Source organism: Pseudaestuariivita atlantica, from assembly GCF_001205715.1.
Classification (GTDB): Bacteria; Pseudomonadota; Alphaproteobacteria; order Rhodobacterales; family Rhodobacteraceae; genus Pseudaestuariivita; species Pseudaestuariivita atlantica.
Window position 1 is genome coordinate 1 of sequence record NZ_AQQZ01000006.1, and the last position, 17,266, is coordinate 17,266.

At 66.1% G+C, this 17,266-nt stretch carries 16 protein-coding genes; 6 read left to right on the forward strand and 10 right to left on the reverse strand.

From position 1 onward, the window contains the following. Window positions 1–90: 90 nt before the first annotated feature. Both ATO11_RS13430 and ATO11_RS13435 read right to left on the reverse strand, forming a co-directional pair. Entirely contained in the window at window positions 91–1,941 is a 1,851-nt protein-coding gene (locus ATO11_RS13430) for a tetratricopeptide repeat-containing sulfotransferase family protein (protein ID WP_050531423.1), read from the reverse strand. A gap of 85 nt (window positions 1,942–2,026) precedes the next feature. Further along, on the reverse strand, window positions 2,027–3,067 hold the full coding sequence (locus ATO11_RS13435) for a Hint domain-containing protein (protein ID WP_050531424.1): 1,041 nt from the start codon (window positions 3,065–3,067) through the stop codon (window positions 2,027–2,029). Window positions 3,068–3,266: 199 nt separating this feature from the next. Here ATO11_RS13435 and ATO11_RS13440 point away from each other — a divergent pair, with 199 nt between their 5' ends. Then, a complete protein-coding gene (locus ATO11_RS13440; RefSeq protein WP_050531425.1) occupies window positions 3,267–3,578 on the forward strand; it encodes a DUF6916 family protein in 312 nt (103 codons plus the stop codon). Window positions 3,579–3,585: 7 nt separating this feature from the next. Here ATO11_RS13440 and ATO11_RS13445 read toward each other — a convergent pair whose 3' ends face one another. The 5 genes from ATO11_RS13445 to ATO11_RS13465 form a co-directional block, all read right to left on the reverse strand. Continuing rightward, on the reverse strand, window positions 3,586–4,086 hold the full coding sequence (locus tag ATO11_RS13445) for a GNAT family N-acetyltransferase (RefSeq protein WP_050531426.1): 501 nt from the start codon (window positions 4,084–4,086) through the stop codon (window positions 3,586–3,588). A 68-nt stretch (window positions 4,087–4,154) separates the two neighbouring features. Further along, window positions 4,155–4,622, reverse strand: a complete 468-nt coding sequence (locus tag ATO11_RS13450) for a DUF6916 family protein (RefSeq protein ID WP_050531427.1) — start codon at window positions 4,620–4,622, stop codon at window positions 4,155–4,157. 25 nt (window positions 4,623–4,647) lie between these two features. Beyond that, window positions 4,648–5,181: a phage tail protein gene (locus ATO11_RS13455; RefSeq protein ID WP_050531428.1), complete on the reverse strand. Its 534-nt coding sequence runs from the start codon at window positions 5,179–5,181 to the stop codon at window positions 4,648–4,650. Between the two features lie 232 nt (window positions 5,182–5,413). Next, window positions 5,414–7,963, reverse strand: a complete 2,550-nt coding sequence (locus ATO11_RS22505; RefSeq protein ID WP_134643119.1) for a tetratricopeptide repeat protein — start codon at window positions 7,961–7,963, stop codon at window positions 5,414–5,416. Beyond that, window positions 7,948–9,432 carry an aldehyde dehydrogenase family protein gene (locus ATO11_RS13465; protein ID WP_050531430.1) on the reverse strand — a complete coding sequence of 495 codons (1,485 nt, stop codon included), beginning with the start codon at window positions 9,430–9,432 and terminating at the stop codon, window positions 7,948–7,950. The genes ATO11_RS22505 and ATO11_RS13465 overlap by 16 nt, the downstream gene beginning before the upstream one ends. A gap of 170 nt (window positions 9,433–9,602) precedes the next feature. Here ATO11_RS13465 and aroQ point away from each other — a divergent pair, with 170 nt between their 5' ends. The 3 genes from aroQ to ATO11_RS13480 all read left to right on the forward strand — a co-directional run bounded on the left by aroQ (window position 9,603) and on the right by ATO11_RS13480 (window position 12,004). Further along, window positions 9,603–10,046, forward strand: coding sequence for a type II 3-dehydroquinate dehydratase (aroQ, locus tag ATO11_RS13470; RefSeq protein ID WP_050531431.1), 444 nt, complete (start codon window positions 9,603–9,605; stop codon window positions 10,044–10,046). Continuing rightward, window positions 10,043–10,804 (forward strand): LuxR family transcriptional regulator, encoded by a 762-nt coding sequence (locus ATO11_RS13475; RefSeq protein WP_050531432.1) that lies wholly within the window; start codon window positions 10,043–10,045, stop codon window positions 10,802–10,804. Before aroQ ends, ATO11_RS13475 begins: the two co-directional genes overlap by 4 nt. 543 nt (window positions 10,805–11,347) lie before the next feature. Further along, window positions 11,348–12,004 (forward strand): NAD(P)-dependent oxidoreductase, encoded by a 657-nt coding sequence (locus tag ATO11_RS13480; protein ID WP_050531433.1) that lies wholly within the window; start codon window positions 11,348–11,350, stop codon window positions 12,002–12,004. A 66-nt stretch (window positions 12,005–12,070) separates the two neighbouring features. On the opposite strand, the gene tsf is transcribed toward ATO11_RS13480, so the two are convergent. The 3 genes from tsf to ATO11_RS13495 form a co-directional block, all read right to left on the reverse strand. After that, window positions 12,071–12,946: a translation elongation factor Ts gene (gene tsf, locus ATO11_RS13485; RefSeq protein ID WP_050531434.1), complete on the reverse strand. Its 876-nt coding sequence runs from the start codon at window positions 12,944–12,946 to the stop codon at window positions 12,071–12,073. A gap of 87 nt (window positions 12,947–13,033) precedes the next feature. After that, on the reverse strand, window positions 13,034–13,840 hold the full coding sequence (gene rpsB / locus ATO11_RS13490) for a 30S ribosomal protein S2 (protein WP_050531435.1): 807 nt from the start codon (window positions 13,838–13,840) through the stop codon (window positions 13,034–13,036). Between the two features lie 193 nt (window positions 13,841–14,033). Next, window positions 14,034–15,332 (reverse strand): HupE/UreJ family protein, encoded by a 1,299-nt coding sequence (locus ATO11_RS13495; protein ID WP_050531436.1) that lies wholly within the window; start codon window positions 15,330–15,332, stop codon window positions 14,034–14,036. Between the two features lie 98 nt (window positions 15,333–15,430). On the opposite strand from ATO11_RS13495, the gene ATO11_RS13500 reads away from it, so the two are divergent. Both ATO11_RS13500 and ATO11_RS13505 read left to right on the forward strand, forming a co-directional pair. Beyond that, a complete protein-coding gene (locus tag ATO11_RS13500; RefSeq protein ID WP_050531437.1) occupies window positions 15,431–16,324 on the forward strand; it encodes a PfkB family carbohydrate kinase in 894 nt (297 codons plus the stop codon). Continuing rightward, window positions 16,321–17,238 carry a pseudouridine-5'-phosphate glycosidase gene (locus ATO11_RS13505; RefSeq protein WP_050531438.1) on the forward strand — a complete coding sequence of 306 codons (918 nt, stop codon included), beginning with the start codon at window positions 16,321–16,323 and terminating at the stop codon, window positions 17,236–17,238. The genes ATO11_RS13500 and ATO11_RS13505 overlap by 4 nt, the downstream gene beginning before the upstream one ends. The last annotated feature ends 28 nt before the right edge of the window (window positions 17,239–17,266 follow it).

A 17,266-nucleotide genomic window follows, 5' to 3' on the forward strand; every position in this document is an offset into this window, starting at 1 on the left:
CATTCCTGAATTGCTCATGGGTGACATTATCGCTTTGCGGCTACATCTGATATTCGTATAATCTGTATTATGTAAATATCGGATGCGCAGCTATTGCAGCTTGGTGACCCCGCACGCCGCCAGTTCCTCTTCCGTCAGGTGCTTGCGCAAGGCCAGCGCCAGCCCCTCAAGTCGTGGCCCGTATCGCTGCCAGCGCTTGACCGAGCTTTTGTAGACCGGCTGGCGCACCTGCACGACCGACGCGGTGTTCACGTTGCGCGAGGATGACGCGTGGTCCAGCACCGCCGGTTCCCAGGCAAGACCGACGAAGTCGAGAAGGTCTTCCATCATGGCGCGGGGATCGGCGACCAGCGCCTCGTAAGGCACCTCCCGCACCTGCCCCGGCAGTACCTTCGCCCAGTAGGATGCAAGTTCGTCGAACGTGTCATAGGCCGCGGCGAGATGTTCGAACCTGGTCGAGAACGGCTGGTTGCGCCCGAAGTTCTGGGTGAAGTTCGACAACAGGCAATCCATCGGGTGGCGCCGCATGATGAGGAACCGCGCGCGCGGGAACGCCAGCGCCAGCAGCCCGACATAGAGGTAGTTGGACGGCATCTTGTCGGTCACATACTCGGACCGCAGGCCGTTCGCGTGCAGGAATTGCACGTAGTTTTCCGCCATGACCGTGATCATGTCGTCCGTCAGCGTGTCGGGCTCCATCTCGCCTTCCAGCACGTCCTTGACCTCGGGCGCGAAGCGGAAGGCGGCCATGGTCGCCGTCATCTCCCCGCCCGCCTGCACGGCGGAATGGCGGGAGAACATCTGTTCGGTCAGCGTGGTGCCCGACCGGGGCATCCCGCAGATGAAGATCGGCGCATGCGTTTCGAGCCCGGCAGACCGGTGCCGCGTGATCAGTTCGGGCGTCACCACCTCGCGCATGCGGGCGGCGCGGGCGTCCAGCACCGACTGGTCGTGGGGGTATTGCTCGGCGGTGATGTCGTTGGCGCGGGTGAAATAGGTGATGGCAGCGTCGTAATCGCCGATATCCTCGGCCGCCTTGCCACGGGCGAACATGAGGCCCGCAAGCGCATCGCGGTCCTCGATCCGGTCGGCCTCTGCCTCGAACCGGTCAAGCGCGTCCAGCTCGGGATCGCCGGGCTGGATCTTTCGCAGGTAGACCAGCCGCGTCAGCGCGGCGAGCCCGATGCCCGGTTTGCCGACGATGGAGCGCAGGGCCGACACGCCCTCCTCCACCCGGCCCGAGGATGCGAGGATCGACCCGAGATACAGCATCGCCTCGGACGCGTTCGGGTTCAGTTCCAGCGCCCGCCGTGCATGGTGTTCCGCCGCTTCGTGCCGTTCGAAGCGGTAAAGCGCGTGGGCCAGCGACACATGCGCCGACACGTCCTGCGGATCGTCCGCGAGGATGCGGAACAGCACGTCCACCGAGGGTTTGTAATTGCCCATGCGCAGGTAGGCCTGCGCGAGGTTGTGACGGCTGTCCGTCAGGCTGTCGTCCAGTTCGATCGCCTTTTGCAGGTTGAGGATCGCCTTGCGGTATTCCTTGCGCAGCACCTGCGCCGCGCCAAGGTTCGCGCGGGCCAGCGCATAGTTCGGCGCGGTGTCGACCGCCTGCTGGAAAAGCTCGGTCGCCGCGTCCAGATCGCCGTCATCGGCCATGAGCGAGCCAAGGTCGACCATGATCGACACGTCGTCCGGCGCCTTGAGCAGCGCTTCTTCCAGAAGCGCCCTGCCCCGCGCGCGGTCACCGGCCTTGGAGGCGCCGCTGGCCTGCATTTGCAGAAGCTGTGGCAGCGGGCCGTACTCGTCGATCAGCGCGCGGATGCCCTCGTTCGCCTCGTCATGGCGACCGGCATTCTGGTGCCGCCTGATGCGCGGCAGGGCGGCGTTGATCTTTTCGACGATTGCGTCCGCATCCTTGGTACTGGGTGCGCTGGTCATGTGGTGCGGGCCTTGAAGTCTTCAGAAGAAAAAAGCGGTGCCGCCCGGAAGGACGGCACCGCCGGATCGTTCGGTTTGCGCAGCGTCAGGCCGCGCGGGAGAGCGCCAGGCCAAGGGCATCGGCCCGCGTCGAAAGGCGGTCCACCACGCTGCGTGCGACCATGCGTTTGGCCGACACGCGCGGCAGCGGCATCTCGTCGATGATCGGCGCGTCGATACGCTCACCGCCATTGATGAAATTGTCGCGCGTCGCGTAGTCGAGGAACGTCTCGGCCGGGCAATTCTCGGCGAGGATCAGTTCATGCGCGGCCGTTTCCACGTGGTAGTAGGTCAGGCTCTTGCCCGCATCCACAACCTGGTAGATCGACCGGCCGTTGATCAGCGCGTGCGCGTCGTAAAGCCGCCCGTCAAGCTCGATCGCGTGGTTGGGCGAGACATACAGGTCGCGCGACGGCACGCCTTCGGCCAGCGCGCCCGCCTTGATGCAGACCGGGTGGGTCTTGGCCGGTTGCGCGGTCGTCAGGTCCACGGGCTGGATGCCAAGCCATTCGACCGCGATCGCGCGGCCATCGGCGGTGCTGACCAGATCGCCTGCCTTGATATCCTCGACGGCGACGTCGCCTTCGGGCGTCGCGATGCGCGTGCCTTCAAGGTAGCACACCAGCGCGGACTGCGTGGTGATGCTGTTGACCGTGATCAGCGGCGGACCACCCAGCGAGGTGAAGCGGATGCCCGAGAAAAAGTCACCGATGCCCAGCGTGCCGACGTTGATCGTGCCGCTGTGTACACCGGTGATCACGACGTCCGTCCCGGTCGCCGCGATGAACGTCACGTTGAACGCCTGGGAGCCCGAACCGAACACGATCTCGAGGTTGGTGCCGGCAAACCGGTCGAACCCGCCGGTTGTTGCGAACGTCAGGGTAAAGTTCCCCGCCGCGCCGGTCGTCTGGTCCGAGATGTTGAAGTTCTGGTTCACCGTGGGATCGTATTGCAGGATCTCGTTGCCGCCGTTCGCGTCATCGGTGCTGAGCGTGAAGGTAACACCATCCTCGACGAACACGAGGGTGGGATCGGTCCCCCCCTGGTTGATGTTCGATGAGCCATCGTCAAAATTGAAGGTGGGCATGGAGTAGTCCAATCGTGTTGTAACAATCTCTTAACTTGTAACTGACGCTGCGGCAGTCGCCTACGAAAAAATGCAGGGCCGCGCACATTTTCCAGAAAGAATCGTCGGTTGCACAATTGCTTCGGGCATTTTGCCGGGATCGCGTGCGGACCGGCATGTTGTGCTTGAGTGCGTCGGCAAACTGTTCATAACTCTCGCCATGGATGATTTGAACGCTGACATTTTCGAACGCCGGATCGGCAAGGACGTGCATGTGCAGGGCGATGACGCGGTGGTGACGATGCGCGTCGTGCAGGTTGAGCGTCGCGCGACGAACGCGCCGCCGCAACCCGAAGGCGCCCTGCAAGTGCGGGCCGAGGGCTTTTCGGTCGTTCTGAAAGGGCCGCTCGATCCCGTGCTGGCCCCCCTCACCTATCCCGTGGACGTGCCTGATGGCGGGCAGCATTTCCTGTTCGTGTCGCAATTCGCACAGGACGCCGAAGCGGCGCATTACGAAATCGTCGTGAACTGATCGCCGGTCAGACCTCGCGCGGGCCGAGGTCGGGCATCCATTCCATCGCCCAGTATTGCCCGATGTCGCCGGTCACCCGGAATCCCAGCCGCGCGTAAAGCTGCTGGACGGGATTGCCCTTGGCCACGCTCAGGCGCAGCGGAACCTTGCCGCCCTGCGCCTCGTGCATCAGGGCGCGCAGGATGTCCGTGCCCAGCCCCCGGCCCTGCCATTCGGACGCGATGAGCAGGTCGATCAGGCGCAGGCAATCGCTTTGCCGGTCAACGGTCAACCGCCCCCCATCGATGCCGTCGACCTGCAGGATCGTGTAGGTCGCACCGGGGTACGAGGTGGCATATCCCCGCTTTTGCAACGCGAACTGGCTTTTCAGGAAATCGCGCGTGGCCTCGGCGCTCCAGCCGGTCTGCGCCATCTCTTGCGCGCGGCTCTCGGCATAAAGGGCGAACAGGAACGCGTCGTCCGCGTCGGTCACGGGCCGCACGGTCACGGTATGCGTTGTTGCCTGCATGTCATTGGCCCGTATACGAAAATCGCCGCCGGCCCGAAGGCCGCCGGCGATGTCGGTTGGATCGGTCCCTAGTTGAGGACCAGTTCGAGCGTGTGCCCGCCATGGCGGCGCGGCGTAGCGATCAGGTGCAGATCCGCCGTGCCGAGGCGCCGGTGAGACACCCGGTAGGTGCCATACCCGTCATCCACGATCGGGGCGATGTCCGGTCCCTCGAACGTGGCCGTCAGACCGGCACGCCGCGGCAGGTGCGCGGGCCGCGCCGGACCGGAGTTCACCGGGTCCACCGCGGTCAGCTTGAGAACGAGATCGCCATGCACCTTGCTGTGCAGACGGAACCGTTCACCGACCAGCGGCTCCATTTCCACCGCCGTGACGTTGTGCCAGCGCGGCGCGCTGAGGACCGGCGCGGTTTGCGGTGCCGTGGCGGCCTCACCCCCCAGCCCAGCACGAACCGTGCCCGGCAACGCGGCAATCATGGCGACCGCCGCCTGCCCCGCCAGCAAGGTGCGGCGCGTGACCTTTGCAAAATAGCTCATGTCAGCCTCCTTTCGATGGCGTGGATCAGCTGCGCGACGGGAAGAGGCCCTGCAGTGCGATCACGAAATTGACCACCTGGTACGGAGGCATGTTGTAATGCGGCAGGTTGCCACCGGCATTGCTTTGCTGGATCGCTGCCGCGTCAAAGCTGACGTCGTTGCTCGGGCTCCGGTTGTTGCGGTAGGCCGTGAACCCGTTGCCGAGGATGCGTCCCGTCGGATCCGTCGAGTTGGCCGCCGCCGGATCCGCCCGGAGCGTCACGTTGTGGTTGTGACTTGGCATTTCATTGACCGTGAGTGCTACTTCCTCCACCCCGGCCTTCTGCCCCATCACTGCCGGTGACAGACCGGGGCCGTTGCCCTGATGCATGGGGAACCGCCCGCGCAGCTCCGGAAGACCGAAAGATGTGCGCCCATCGCCACCGAACATCGTGCCAAGCAACGAGAAGAGCGCGGTGTAGGAAGCGATCGGCAACAACTGGCCGTCGCACATCGCCCAGCCACGCGGCGCAAAGTTCCACCCACCCATTTTGATTTCACCAAGAAACGGTTCGCCCATACCAACAATCCTTTTGTAAAAAGCTTCTATAGGTTGAAAGGTTAGAGGGTGACGTGAAGTAATGCAAAGGAAAGTTAACGGCAGTCGAGAAATTTTCCTCTCTGAATTGGCCCGTTTTTCGTTTTAGAATCAGGTACTAGCAAAAAGAGCGCGGATGTGGCGCCAAACACATACATGCCCGTTTATGTCACATGACATACATCAGGAGCGTGTATCGGTCTGACGAAGCGGGTCAGATTTCCTTGATTCCCCGGATCGCGTTCTGCACCTCTTCCGGGACCCGCGACTTGCGCGCATTCCAGTATCCGGCCTTCGACTTGTAGGCGAGGTTGACGTGGCTCTGGACGGTGCGCGCCACCTTGTCCGACGGGATCACCGTGAGGTTCTCGTACGTCGTCTCGGGCGGATTGTGGGCGATGTAAAGCGCGGTCGCGCGGGTCATCAGGCCCGGCCCGGTCTTGGCCCACGGGCTGTCGTTTTCGCGCTGAATCAGCGATTGCCCCGCCAGCGCGATGGCGTTCTGCAAAACCGGGTGGCCGGGCCGCGCGCAGATGAAGTTGTTGGCGATCGGCCCCATGATCTCGCGCATGGCGACCATGCCGTTGCCACGCCCCGTCAGGTCGCGCAGATCGCCCACCAACCGGTCATCGGCGTCGGCGTAGACGCCGCCGAACTTGAACAGCAGGCACAGGCGCAGGAAGTCGCATTCCTCGGTCACCGAATTTGCCAGCGTGAAGGCCCGGACATGCTGGCGCGAGAAGTTTTCGCGCAGGAAGGAGAGCGCCGTCATGTGGTTGTAGACCACGTGTTCCACGCCGGGGGCTTTCCAGCTTTGCATCACGGTCTGGACGTCGCCGGGGATGTCGGCGGTGTTCCAGTATTGCATGACGCGCAGCGGGATGTCGGTTTCGCCCCTGGGCCGCGGCGGCTGGCCGGCGAACCAGTTGTCGACGATGATCCGCGCCGGGCGTACGAAGGGCCGCGCGAGGGTGCGCAGGATGGTGGCCTCGTCATCGCCCGCCGCCTCCATCTGCTTGGCCTCGTGCAGGTAGAGCTGCAATTCCCGCAGGCGCGAGCCCATGAAGGTCGTCCCGAAATGCCGTGTCGCCTGCAGGCCCGAGGCGCGCGTGTCGCGGCTTTTCTGCGCGACTTCGGTGGCGCGCTCGACCCGGCCAAGCGCGAGGTTCAGTTCGAATTCCTGCGACAGGGACGGATGGGCAAGGCCGCGCGCTTCCCGCGCCTCGATCAGGTCGAGCGCCTTTTCCCATTCGAACCCGAACACCCAGAGCGAGATGCGGTCGGGATCGAGGTCGATCTCGGGATTGGCGGCCTGCAGCCGGTCAAGATAGGCGTGGCCTTCGTCGATCGCGCCGCTGTCGATGCAGCTGCGGATATACCGGCGGCGGGCGGGCGCGAGGTCAGGCCAGACATGCATGCACCGGCGCAGGTACCGTCGCGCCAGCGCCAGTTTGCCCGCGTCGATCAGGTATTCCGCCAGCACCATCGCCTGCGACGCCGTCGCCGGGACCGGGAACCGCGCGCGCGCGGTGCGCAGGGCCGCGTCCGGCCCGTCGATCAGCCATGTCGTCAGCGCCTCGAATTCCGGGCGGACGGGCGGTGCCACGCGGGAGGCGAGCGCGCGCGCCACGCCCGTCACCTCCTCCTCGGGCATCACCGTCAGCGCGCAGCGCAGGACATGCGACGCCGGGCCGAGCCCGATCTTCGTCTGATCCGCGACCGCGCCGTAACAGGCGGCGGCAGCGGCGGGCATGTCAACCTTGTCGACGACCTCCATCAGCCGGGCGATCTGCGGATCGCCCAACTCGCCGATCCGGGCCGCCAGCGCCGTCAGCACCGGTTCAAGATGGCGGGGCCGCGTCGTCCGTACCGCGAGTTCGGCATATTTCAGCAGCGCCGCATGCGGTGCCTGCGCCAGCGCCTCGGGATCGGCAGGCAGGCCAAGCTGGGTTTCCAGCAGGTCGAACGCGCCGGTCAGGTCGCGTTTCTGTTCCAGAAGGTCCGCCCGCGAGGCCGCGAAGGCGGGATCGTCCGCATGCGCGGCGAGCAGCGCCTCGGCCTCGGTCACGTGGCCCTCGGCGATCAGGGTCTGGACCAGCCTGTAGGTCAGCACGGTGTCGCCCGGCTGCGCGGCAATCGCCTCACGCAGCGCGTCGAGCGCCCGGCCCGGTTGCATCATGCGTTTCAGAAGCGCGAATTTCGCCAGGACCAGCCGCCGGTTGCCCGGCGTCAGGTCAAGGCCCGCATCGCAGGCCGCAAGCGCGGCCTCGTAATCGCGGGCATCCGTCAGCATCTCGACGAGGCTCACACGGATCCGGAACGCTTCCGGCGCGGCATCCAGCCCTTCGCGGGCCGAGGTCATGGCCTCTTCGGTGCGCCCCAGTGCCGCGAGGCTTTCCACGTGTCCCGACCGCGCCAGCACGTTGTCGGGGATGGCGGCAATCGCTGCATTGAAATTTCCAAGCGCGTCCTCGACCCGGCCCGCCGCCAGCAGCCGCTGACCCAGCTTGGCGCGCACGACCCCGTTTCCGGGCAGTCGTTCCGACAGCTGTTGCAGGAGGTCGAGCGCTTCACCGTCGCGCTGCAACGCTTCCAGCACCGATGCGCGTGTCAGCAGGATCGGCGGGTCGTCGGGCCAGCGGGCAAGCGCGGCGTCGATCTCGACCAATGCGTCGTCGGGTGGCAGCGACGAGAGCGCCGCGCGGGCCGAGGCCCGCGCATCGGGCAGGGTTTGCGCGTCGACCATGTTCACAGCTTGATCCACGCGGTTTTCAGGTCGACGTATTTATCAAGCGCGTGCAGGGACTTGTCGCTTCCATTGCCCGATTGCTTCACGCCGCCCAGCGGCACGGTGCCGTCCGCCCCGCCATAGGTGTTGACGTGCACGACCCCGGCGCGCAGGCCCGCAACCATCCGGTGCGCCCGCGACAGCCCGCCGGTCCAGACCGCCCCGGCAAGGCCGAGCGGGCTGTCATTGGCAAGGCGCAGCGCCTCGTCTTCGGTAGTGAACGGGGTCACCGCCAGCATCGGGCCGAACACCTCTTCACGGAACAGGTGATGGTCGGGGCGGACGCCGGTGAAGATCGTGGGCGCCATGTAGGTCCCGCCCGTGTCGCGCAGGATCTGGTCGCCGCCGGTTGCGCAGGTCGCGCCCTCGGCCCGCGCGGTCGCGGCGAAATCGAGGTTGCGGGCCATTTGCGCCTCGGAATGCACGGCGCCGATCTGGGTGGAGGTCTGCAGGGGATCGCCGACGCGGAAGGCCTCTGCCTCGCGCACCAGCGCCGCGACGAAATCGTCGTGGATCGAGGCTTCGACCAGCAGCCGCGCGCCCGCAATGCAGACCTGCCCGGAATTGCGGAAGATGCCCGCCGCCGACACGCGCGCGGCCTCGTCCAGATCAGGCGCATCGGCGAAAACCACGTTGGGCGACTTGCCCCCAAGTTCGAGGTAGCAGCGCTTGAGGTTCGACGCCGCCGACGCCTCCAGCAGTTTGCGCCCCGTTGCACCCGACCCGGTGAAGACCAGCACGTCCACGTCCATCGAGCGCGCCAGCGCATCGCCCGCCCCTGCCCCGTCGCCGGTGACGACGTTCAGCACACCCGGCGGCAAACCGGCCTCAAGCGCCAGTTCGGCCAGTCGCAGCAAGGAAAGCGAGGCGCTCTCGGACGGTTTCAGAACCACCGAATTGCCCATCGCCAGCGCGGGCGCGAGTTTCCACGCGCCGATCATCAGCGGGAAGTTCCACGGCACGATGGCCCCCACCACGCCCACCGGCGCGCGATGGATCAGGCCAAGGGTATCCGGGGCGGTCGGCGCGATTTCTCCGTACACCTTGTCGAGCGCTTCGGCGTAGTACCGGATCGTGCCCGCGGCCGAGAGCGGTTCGGCCTTGAACGCCATCCCGATCTCGGTCCCGTTGTCGCGCACGCCAAGCACGGCGAGCGACAGCGCCTCGGCCTCGATCAGGTCCGCCCAGCGATGCAGCACCGCCTTCCGCGCGGCAGGAGGTTGCGCGGCCCAGCGTCCATCCTCGAACGCCGCGCGGGCCGAGGCGACGGCGCGGGCGACGTCCTCTGCCCCGCCACTTGCAATCGTCGTCAAGTGCGATCCGTCTATCGGGGAGATGACATCCAGCGTTGCGCCATCCACTGCTGCCACGCGCGCGCCATCGATCAGGTGGCCCTGCGCGGCAACGGGCCGCGCACGCTCTTTATCGATGTCGGATTGCTGCATTTTTTTCCCCGGTCTTCGTGCGCCACCCGACCCTACCGCGCCTCATGCGTCAAGCCCCTTGCACAGCGATGCAACATCCCCGCAACGCCTGCCGTTCGATGCATGCGCAACGTCTGGACAGCGACCGTGCAGGCGTTTAGAACCACGCGACGCCGGGGTAAAAAGACGTTATGCAGTCGATCCTTATATTGAATGGACCGAACCTGAACCTGCTTGGGCAGCGTCAGCCGGAAATCTATGGCCGCACCACGCTCGACGACATCCGCGAGATGTGTACCGAGCATGCGCAGACCCTTGGCATCGAGATCGAGTTCGAACAGTCCAACCACGAAGGCGCACTGATCGACCGGATCCACCAGTCTAAGGCCCTGCATGACGGGATCGTGCTGAACGCGGGTGCCTATACGCACACCTCGTGGGCGTTGCACGATGCGGTTGCATCGGTCGAGTTGCCCACCATCGAATTGCACCTCAGCAATGTCCACGCGCGCGAGCCGTTCCGGCACCATTCGTGCCTCGCCCCTGTGGTGATCGGTCTCATTTGCGGATTCGGCGCAAATGGCTATCGCCTCGCCATGGATGCGATGTATAGCTGGCTTGAGGACAGTGCATGAAAACCAACCTCCGCCAGTACCTGATCGACATCACCAACGCTCCCTCCATCGAAGAGATGTGGGAGCTGCACGTGCGCGTGATGGGTGAATACGGGTTCGACCGGCTGCTGTATGGGTTCACCAACTTCCGGACCGAGCACTCGCTGGGCGACCCGAACGACTTCCTGCTGCTGACGAACCACAATCCAGAATACATGGACGGGTTCATCAAGCAGGGCTTCTTTTCCGACGCGCCGATGGTGAAATGGGCGCTGGAGAATGACGGCGCGCAAAGCTGGCGCTGGATGGCCGAGGTCGCGGCCTCGGGCGCGGTGTCGCCGAAGATGGCCAAGGTGATCGAGTTCAACCGCGACATGCAGGTGATCGCCGGCTACACGATCAGCTTCAAATCGGTCTCGCCCCGGTCCAAGGGCGCCATCGCGCTGACTGCCAAGCCGGGCATCAGCCAGGACGACGTCGATGCGATCTGGGCCGAGTCGGGCACCGACCTGATCGTGATGAACAACGTCGCGCACCTGAAGATCCTCAACCTGCCCTTCCATGTGTCGGGCCGGACGCTGACGAAGCGGCAGCTGGAAGCGCTGCAATGGGTGGGCGACGGCAAGACGATGCAGGATATCGCGACCATCATGGGCCTCACGCAGGCCACGGTGGAAAAGCACCTGCGGCTTGCCCGCGACGCGCTGGACGTGGAAACGACCGCGCAGGCCGTTTTGAAAGCCGCGTTCCAGAACCAGATGTACCTCGTCGATCGCTGATTTGGGCCCGATTCGAATCGGGCTGCGCCGAAAGTGGGAATTCCCGCGCCGAATTCCCCTCGACAAAACTGACCAAGGGTAAGGAATTCCAGCATAGCGCCGGATTCGCTTTTTGGCATCTGCCCCGAATCGACATTTTTGTTTGCCATTCAATCGCTTGATTGCCCCGGTCAAACCGCTTTGAGCGGGTGGAAATCCCCGAAGGTACGGAATCCCCTACTGTTTGACGTAGCGTCCAATTGGCACTGTGATGTTGTTCCGTGAGTGGTGGCTTTGGCCTGGAACGCTGGGTCCGACCCTTCTGATTTGAAGGCACTGGGGCTCATCTACCGGGAAACCGGCGTCGGTCTTGAGGTGAATTACCATCGAAAGGCCGACATCAATTCGAGCTGCTCTGCCTCATCCCCAACGTTCGGGGCAGCTTCGTAAGGGAACGGCGCAGGCTCCGGGAGCCTGCGTCGTTTTTTATGGTGGGTGCACGGTCCGGTTTCGGTCTGTCGAATTTGCAGTGAACCCACCGGCCGCTTTGCGCGTAGGTCCCGCATGACCGATGCCGAAAACCAAGCCCCCCTGCTCGTGATGGGCGCGACCGAAGGCATCGGCAGGTGCGTCGTGCTCGAAGCCATGGAACGCGACCTGCCCGTGCGCGCCTTTGCCCGCGGGATCGATCCCGGAACCGCCCGTCCGGGATTCGAACCCGTTCAGGGCGACGCCCTTAGCGCCGGCGACGTGCGCCGCGCGGTGGCCGGTAGCCGCGCCGTCATCGTGGCCCTCGGCATCACCGAACGCCTGTCGATGCTCTGGGAGAAAGAGACGCTGTTCTCCCGTTCGGCGCATGTCCTCGTCGAGGCGATGGCAGCAGAGGGCGTGAAACGTGTGGTCGTTGTCACCGGGTTCGGCGCGGGCCGGTCGCGGACCGCGATGAGCGGTCTGGAGCGGCTGGGACATGGCGCGCTGCTGGGCCGTGTCTATGCCGACAAGACCCGGCAAGAGGAGATCGTGATGGCTAGTGGGCTCGACTGGACCATCGCGCGCCCCGTGATCCTGCGCAACGGCGATACCGGTCGCCTGCCGCGCGTGCTGCGCGATCCCGCGCATTGGCGCAACGGTCTGGTCGGGCGGCGCGAGGTCGCGCGGTATCTGGTCTCATCCGCGCTTGACCCGACGGATATCGGCGCGGATGTCGTGCTGACCCGCTAGCGCCGCGTCGACAAAGAAAAACCCCGGCGCGAGGCCGGGGTTTTCCTGATAGCTGTGAAGGAAGGCTCAGCCGCCCATGGTCTTGGCGACCTCGGCTGCGAAATCCTCTTCCTTCTTCTCGATCCCTTCGCCCACTTCCATGCGGATGTAGCCGGTGATCTCGACGCCCGCGTTCTTCGCGGCCTGTTCGACGGTGTTGTCGGGGTCGATCACGAAAGCCTGGCCCAAGAGGGTGACTTCCGAGAAGAACTTCTTCATCCGGCCGACGATCATCTTCTCGATCACGTTGTCGGGCTTGCCCGACTCGCGCGCCTGCTCGGTCAGGACGTTCTTTTCACGCTCGACCACGGCGGGGTCCAGGTCGGCCTCGCCCAACGATTGCGGGTTGGCGGCGGCGATGTGCATCGCGACCTGCTTGCCGAACGCCTCGTTGTCGCCCGACAGGGCCACCAGCACGCCGATCTTGCCCATGCCGGGCGCGGCGGCGTTGTGCACGTAGGACACGACCGAACCGCCTTCGACCACCGCCATGCGGCGGACCGACATGTTCTCGCCAATCGTGGCGATGGCGTCGGTCACGGTTGCCTCGACGGTCTTGCCGCCCATGTCCGCCTGTTTCAGCGCGTCGATATCCGACACGCCAAGCGCGGCATCTGCGATGCCCGACACCATCGACTGGAAGTCGGCGTTCTTGGCGACGAAGTCGGTTTCGGCGTTGACCTCGACCGCGACACCGCGGCCCCCGTCGACCTTGACGGCCACGAGGCCCTCGGCCGCGACGCGGCCCGATTTCTTGGCGGCCTTGGCAAGGCCCTTGGTGCGAAGCCAGTCGATGGCGGCCTCGATGTCGCCGTCATTCTCGGTCAGCGCCTTCTTGGCATCCATCATGCCCGCGCCGGTCATTTCGCGCAGTTCTTTCACCTGTGCGGCTGTGATCGCCATGTCGGCTCTCCTCGTCGTCTTTTTGATGATGGTGGGAGCAGGCCCCTGCCCGCTCCCGTCATGTCTTTGTGACCGTCAGGGACGGTCTCAGGCTTCGGCCGTGGTCTCTTCCTCGGCGGCTGCGGCAGGGGCGTCTTCGCCCGCATCAGCCACGGCCTCTTCTTCCATGCCCTCTTCCATCGCGCCCAGGTCGACGCCTGCGGCGCCCAGCTGGGCCGACATGCCCTCGATCGCCGCGCGGCTGGCGAGGTCGCAGTACAGCGCAATGGCGCGGGCCGCGTCGTCGTTGCCGGGGATGATGTAATCCACGCCGTCGGGCGAGCAGTTGGTGTCGACGACGGCCACGACCGGGATGCCCAGCTTGTTGGCTTCCTGCACGGCCAGCGCTTCCTTGCGCACGTCGATCACGAACAGCAGGTCGGGGATGCCGCCCATTTCGCGGATGCCGCCCAGCGACGCCTGCAGCTTGGCCTGGTCACGCTCCATGCCCAGACGCTCTTTCTTGGTCAGGCCCTCGGCGCCGTCGTTCAGCTTCTCGTCAATCGCGTTCAGGCGGTTGATCGATTGCGACACGGTTTTCCAGTTGGTGAGCGTGCCGCCCAGCCAGCGGTGGTTCATGTAGTATTGCGCGCATTTCTCGGCGGCCTCGGCGACGGGGCCCGAGGCCTGGCGCTTGGTGCCGACGAACAGGACGCGACCGCCCTTGCCCACGGTGTCCGAGATCACCTTGAGCGCCTGGTCCAGCATCGGGACCGTCTGGGTGAGGTCCATGATGTGGATGCCGTTGCGCGAGCCGTAGATGAACTCGCCCATGCGGGGATTCCAGCGTTGGGTCTGGTGACCAAAGTGAACGCCAGCTTCCAGAAGCTGGCGCATCGAGAATTCGACTGCCATTGCAGGTCCTTTCCGGTTTCAACCTCGGTCCGCGCATTCGGGGCTGTTGCCCCAACCGGTGGACCGATGGGGATGTCTCCCCCACCCGCCCGACACGGACCTGTGGATTTCGTGTGCGCGCCTTACCGCCGATGGCGCGCATGCGCAACCCCCGCCGTGGCGAGGCCGCCCGTCAGGGCGGATGAGCGGCCCCTTACAGCAGGACGCGCTCGATCACCCACCACACGCCGACCAGCCCGATCAGGGCCGAGGCCGGGATCTCCACCGACCGGCGATAGGCCTCGTTGTCCCAGCTGACCATCGCGCCCGCGCAAAGCGCGCAAAGCGCCGAGGCGGCGGCGAACAGCAGGCCGAGGTCAGCGAAATCGAGGCCCGGCACCGCCGCGTTCAGCGCGAAGGCGACCGCCGGGACGGCGATCACCGCCGCCACGAGGTAGCCAAGCGCCAGCGGCCGTCCGGCATCGCCGCGCCCCGCCTCGCGCATCGCGATCCGGCACAGGACCCACGCCACGACGATCACCGTGATCTGGCCAAGCTCCACGCCGATATTGAACCCGATCAGCGCCGACACGAAATGCCCCGGCGGCAGGCCGAACTCGCTGAGAACGCTGGCAAAGCCCAGCCCGTGCAACAGCCCGAACCCGAAGATCACGAAGGGCCGCCATCGGTTCAGCCCGTCGGTGAACATGTTCTCGAACGCGACATAGGCGATCGACAGCGCGATCAGCGGCTCCACGATTGACCCCGGAACCTCCACGATCTTCAGCGCGCCAAGCGCCAGCGTGACCGTGTGCGCCACGGTGAAAAGGCTGATCTGGATCAGCAGGGGCCGCAGCGCGGGCGTCAGGAAGAACAGCCCCAGCACGAACAGGATATGGTCGAGACCCTTCGGCAGGATGTGGTCATACCCCACGGGAATGTATTCGAAAAACGTGGCCCCCCAGCCCTTGTCGATCCCGCCGTCCAGCGGGATCGGCTCGCTGGTTTCACCCCCGGCAAGGTAGCCGGTAAAGGGGTCGTCCACCGCCTGCTGGCGCAGGATCATGGCGCCCCAGCCCGCGGGCCAGGTCACGGTGAGCGATTGCGCCCCGGCCGGGACGCTGCCGGTCAGCGTGAGGGTCGAATCGCGGGCGAGATCGACATTGCCCACCGGCGCGACCTCGACATTGTCGAGCGTCAGGGCCACGGGCGCGTCGCCCGCGGTCACGATCAGCTTGTCCTGCATGGCCGGGAACGCCTCGCGCACCCGCGCGGCCAGCGCCTCGGGGTCGAGCGCGCGCGCGGCGTCATAGGCCTCGGCCCGGTCGCTGTCATTGGTATCGGCCAGCCCGTCGAGGTCGACCCCGGCCACCAGCGCCTCGGCGCTCATCTGCAGTTGCAGCGACATCCGGCCATCGGCGACGCTCAGATCGCCGATCGCGGGCCGCACTTCGTGGGCCGACGCGGCGCCTGCCCAGACCATCATCAGAATTGCCAGCAATCGCAGCAACATCACGTGCCTCCCGGTTCGTCTCTTCCTTGGGTTAGACATCACTCCGCACCCGGCGGCAAGCGCTTGCACACGGCGACGCGGAGGTTCACAACCGCCACATGGCATCCAACCCCGATATCCTGTGCATCGGCTCCGTCCTGTGGGACGTGATCGGCCGTTCGGCCAGCCACATGCGGCAGGGATCGGACGTGCCGGGGCGCATCACCCGCTTGCCCGGCGGGGTCGCTCTCAACATCGCGATGACGCTGGCGCGCTTCGGCCTGCACCCGGCCCTTCTGAGCGCCGTGGGCCGGGATGCCGAGGGCGATGAGCTTGTCGCCTCCTGCGCCCAGCTCGGCCTCGACACGACCCACCTCTACCGCTCCGACGACCTGCCGACCGACCGCTACATGGCCGTCGAAGGCGCGAACGGCCTGATCGCCGCCATCGCCGACGCCCATTCCCTCGAAGCCGCCGGGTCCAAGATCCTGCGCCCGTTGACGTCCGGCCCCCTCGGCAGCACGGACGCACCCTATGACGGCCCCGTCGCGCTCGACGGGAACCTGACCTTGCGCCTGCTGACCGAGATCGCCGAAAGCCCGGCCTTCGCCGCCGCGCGCCTCTACGTGGCACCGGCTTCACCCGGCAAGGCCGAGCGCCTGTCGCCCTTCGTCAGCCACACGCGCGGCCAGCTGTTTCTGAACCTCGAAGAGGCGAACCTGCTCTGCCAGGCCCGCCACACCACGTCCGAGGCCGCGGCCGAGGCGCTTCTGAACCGCGGCGCCGCGCGCGTGCTGGTGACGAACGGTCCCAACGCCGCCTGCGATGGCAGCGCCGCGGGCCTTGTCACCGGCCAGCCGCCCGAGGTGCTGGTGACCCGCGTGACCGGCGCGGGCGACACCTTCATGGCTGCCCATATCGCGGCGGAACTGCGGGGCGAGGACCGGGCGACCGCGCTCGACACCGCGCTGCAGGCCGCCGCGCACTACGTTTCCGGAGACACCTCCCTATGACCCTCTTCACCCCCACCGCCGAGGTGCGCGACGCGCTGGCCGCTGGTAGCCCCGTCGTCGCTCTGGAAAGCACGATCATCACCCACGGGATGCCTTACCCCCGCAACCTCGACATGGCTGCCGAGGTCGAGGCGACGGTGCGCGAGGGCGGCGCGGTTCCCGCCACCATCGCGGTCCTCGACGGTGTGCTGCATGTCGGCCTCACGCCCGACCAGACGCAGGCGCTGGCGCAGGCCGAGGACGTCGCCAAGCTGAGCCGCGCCGACCTTGCCGTCGCCATCGCGCAGGGGCGCACCGGCGCCACCACCGTCGCCGCCACGATGATCGCGGCCCGCGCCGCCGGGATCGGCGTTTTCGCCACCGGCGGGATCGGCGGCGTGCACGTGGGCGCGGAAGAGAGTTTCGACATCTCCGCCGACCTGCAGGAACTGGCGCAAACCCCCGTCACGGTCGTCTCCGCCGGGGCCAAGGCCATCCTCGACCTGCCGAAGACGCTCGAAGTGCTGGAAACCCTCGGCGTGCCAGTCATCGCCTTCGGACAGGACCGCCTGCCCGCCTTTTGGTCGGCGGACTCGTCGCACCTCGCCCCCCTGCGCATGGACGACGCCGCCACCATCGCGCGGGCGCAACTTGCGCGCGCGGCGCTCGGCATCCCAGGCGGCCAGCTTGTCGCCAACCCCGTGCCTGCGTCCCACAGCATCCCCGAAGCCGAGATGGCCCCGATCATCGCCCGCGCCATCGACGACGCCCGCGCCGCGGGCATCGCCGCCAAGGCCGTGACCCCTTTCCTGCTGCAACGCATCTTCGAACTGACGGGCGGCCGGTCTCTCGACACCAACATCGCGCTTGTCCTCAACAACGCCCGCCTCGCCGCCGCGATTGCCGTGGAATTGAGCAGGATGCGCGCAAAATGACCGCGCGGGGGCCAAGGCAACTTGTGGG

Excerpts from the sequence above, each read along its gene's own strand:
- ATO11_RS13430 (WP_050531423.1), bottom strand. The coding sequence starts at position 1,941 with ATGACCAGCGCACCCAGTACCAAGGATGCGGACGCAATCGTCGAAAAG.
- ATO11_RS13450 (WP_050531427.1), bottom strand. The coding sequence starts at position 4,622 with ATGAGCTATTTTGCAAAGGTCACGCGCCGCACCTTGCTGGCGGGGCAG.
- ATO11_RS13435 (WP_050531424.1), bottom strand. The coding sequence starts at position 3,067 with ATGCCCACCTTCAATTTTGACGATGGCTCATCGAACATCAACCAGGGG.
- tsf (WP_050531434.1), bottom strand. The coding sequence starts at position 12,946 with ATGGCGATCACAGCCGCACAGGTGAAAGAACTGCGCGAAATGACCGGC.
- ATO11_RS13465 (WP_050531430.1), bottom strand. The coding sequence starts at position 9,432 with ATGCAGCAATCCGACATCGATAAAGAGCGTGCGCGGCCCGTTGCCGCG.
- ATO11_RS13455 (WP_050531428.1), bottom strand. The coding sequence starts at position 5,181 with ATGGGCGAACCGTTTCTTGGTGAAATCAAAATGGGTGGGTGGAACTTT.
- ATO11_RS13495 (WP_050531436.1), bottom strand. The coding sequence starts at position 15,332 with ATGTTGCTGCGATTGCTGGCAATTCTGATGATGGTCTGGGCAGGCGCC.
- ATO11_RS13475 (WP_050531432.1), top strand. The coding sequence starts at position 10,043 with ATGAAAACCAACCTCCGCCAGTACCTGATCGACATCACCAACGCTCCC.
- ATO11_RS13445 (WP_050531426.1), bottom strand. The coding sequence starts at position 4,086 with ATGCAGGCAACAACGCATACCGTGACCGTGCGGCCCGTGACCGACGCG.
- ATO11_RS13500 (WP_050531437.1), top strand. The coding sequence starts at position 15,431 with ATGGCATCCAACCCCGATATCCTGTGCATCGGCTCCGTCCTGTGGGAC.
- aroQ (WP_050531431.1), top strand. The coding sequence starts at position 9,603 with ATGCAGTCGATCCTTATATTGAATGGACCGAACCTGAACCTGCTTGGG.
- rpsB (WP_050531435.1), bottom strand. The coding sequence starts at position 13,840 with ATGGCAGTCGAATTCTCGATGCGCCAGCTTCTGGAAGCTGGCGTTCAC.
- ATO11_RS13480 (WP_050531433.1), top strand. The coding sequence starts at position 11,348 with ATGACCGATGCCGAAAACCAAGCCCCCCTGCTCGTGATGGGCGCGACC.
- ATO11_RS13505 (WP_050531438.1), top strand. The coding sequence starts at position 16,321 with ATGACCCTCTTCACCCCCACCGCCGAGGTGCGCGACGCGCTGGCCGCT.
- ATO11_RS13440 (WP_050531425.1), top strand. The coding sequence starts at position 3,267 with ATGGATGATTTGAACGCTGACATTTTCGAACGCCGGATCGGCAAGGAC.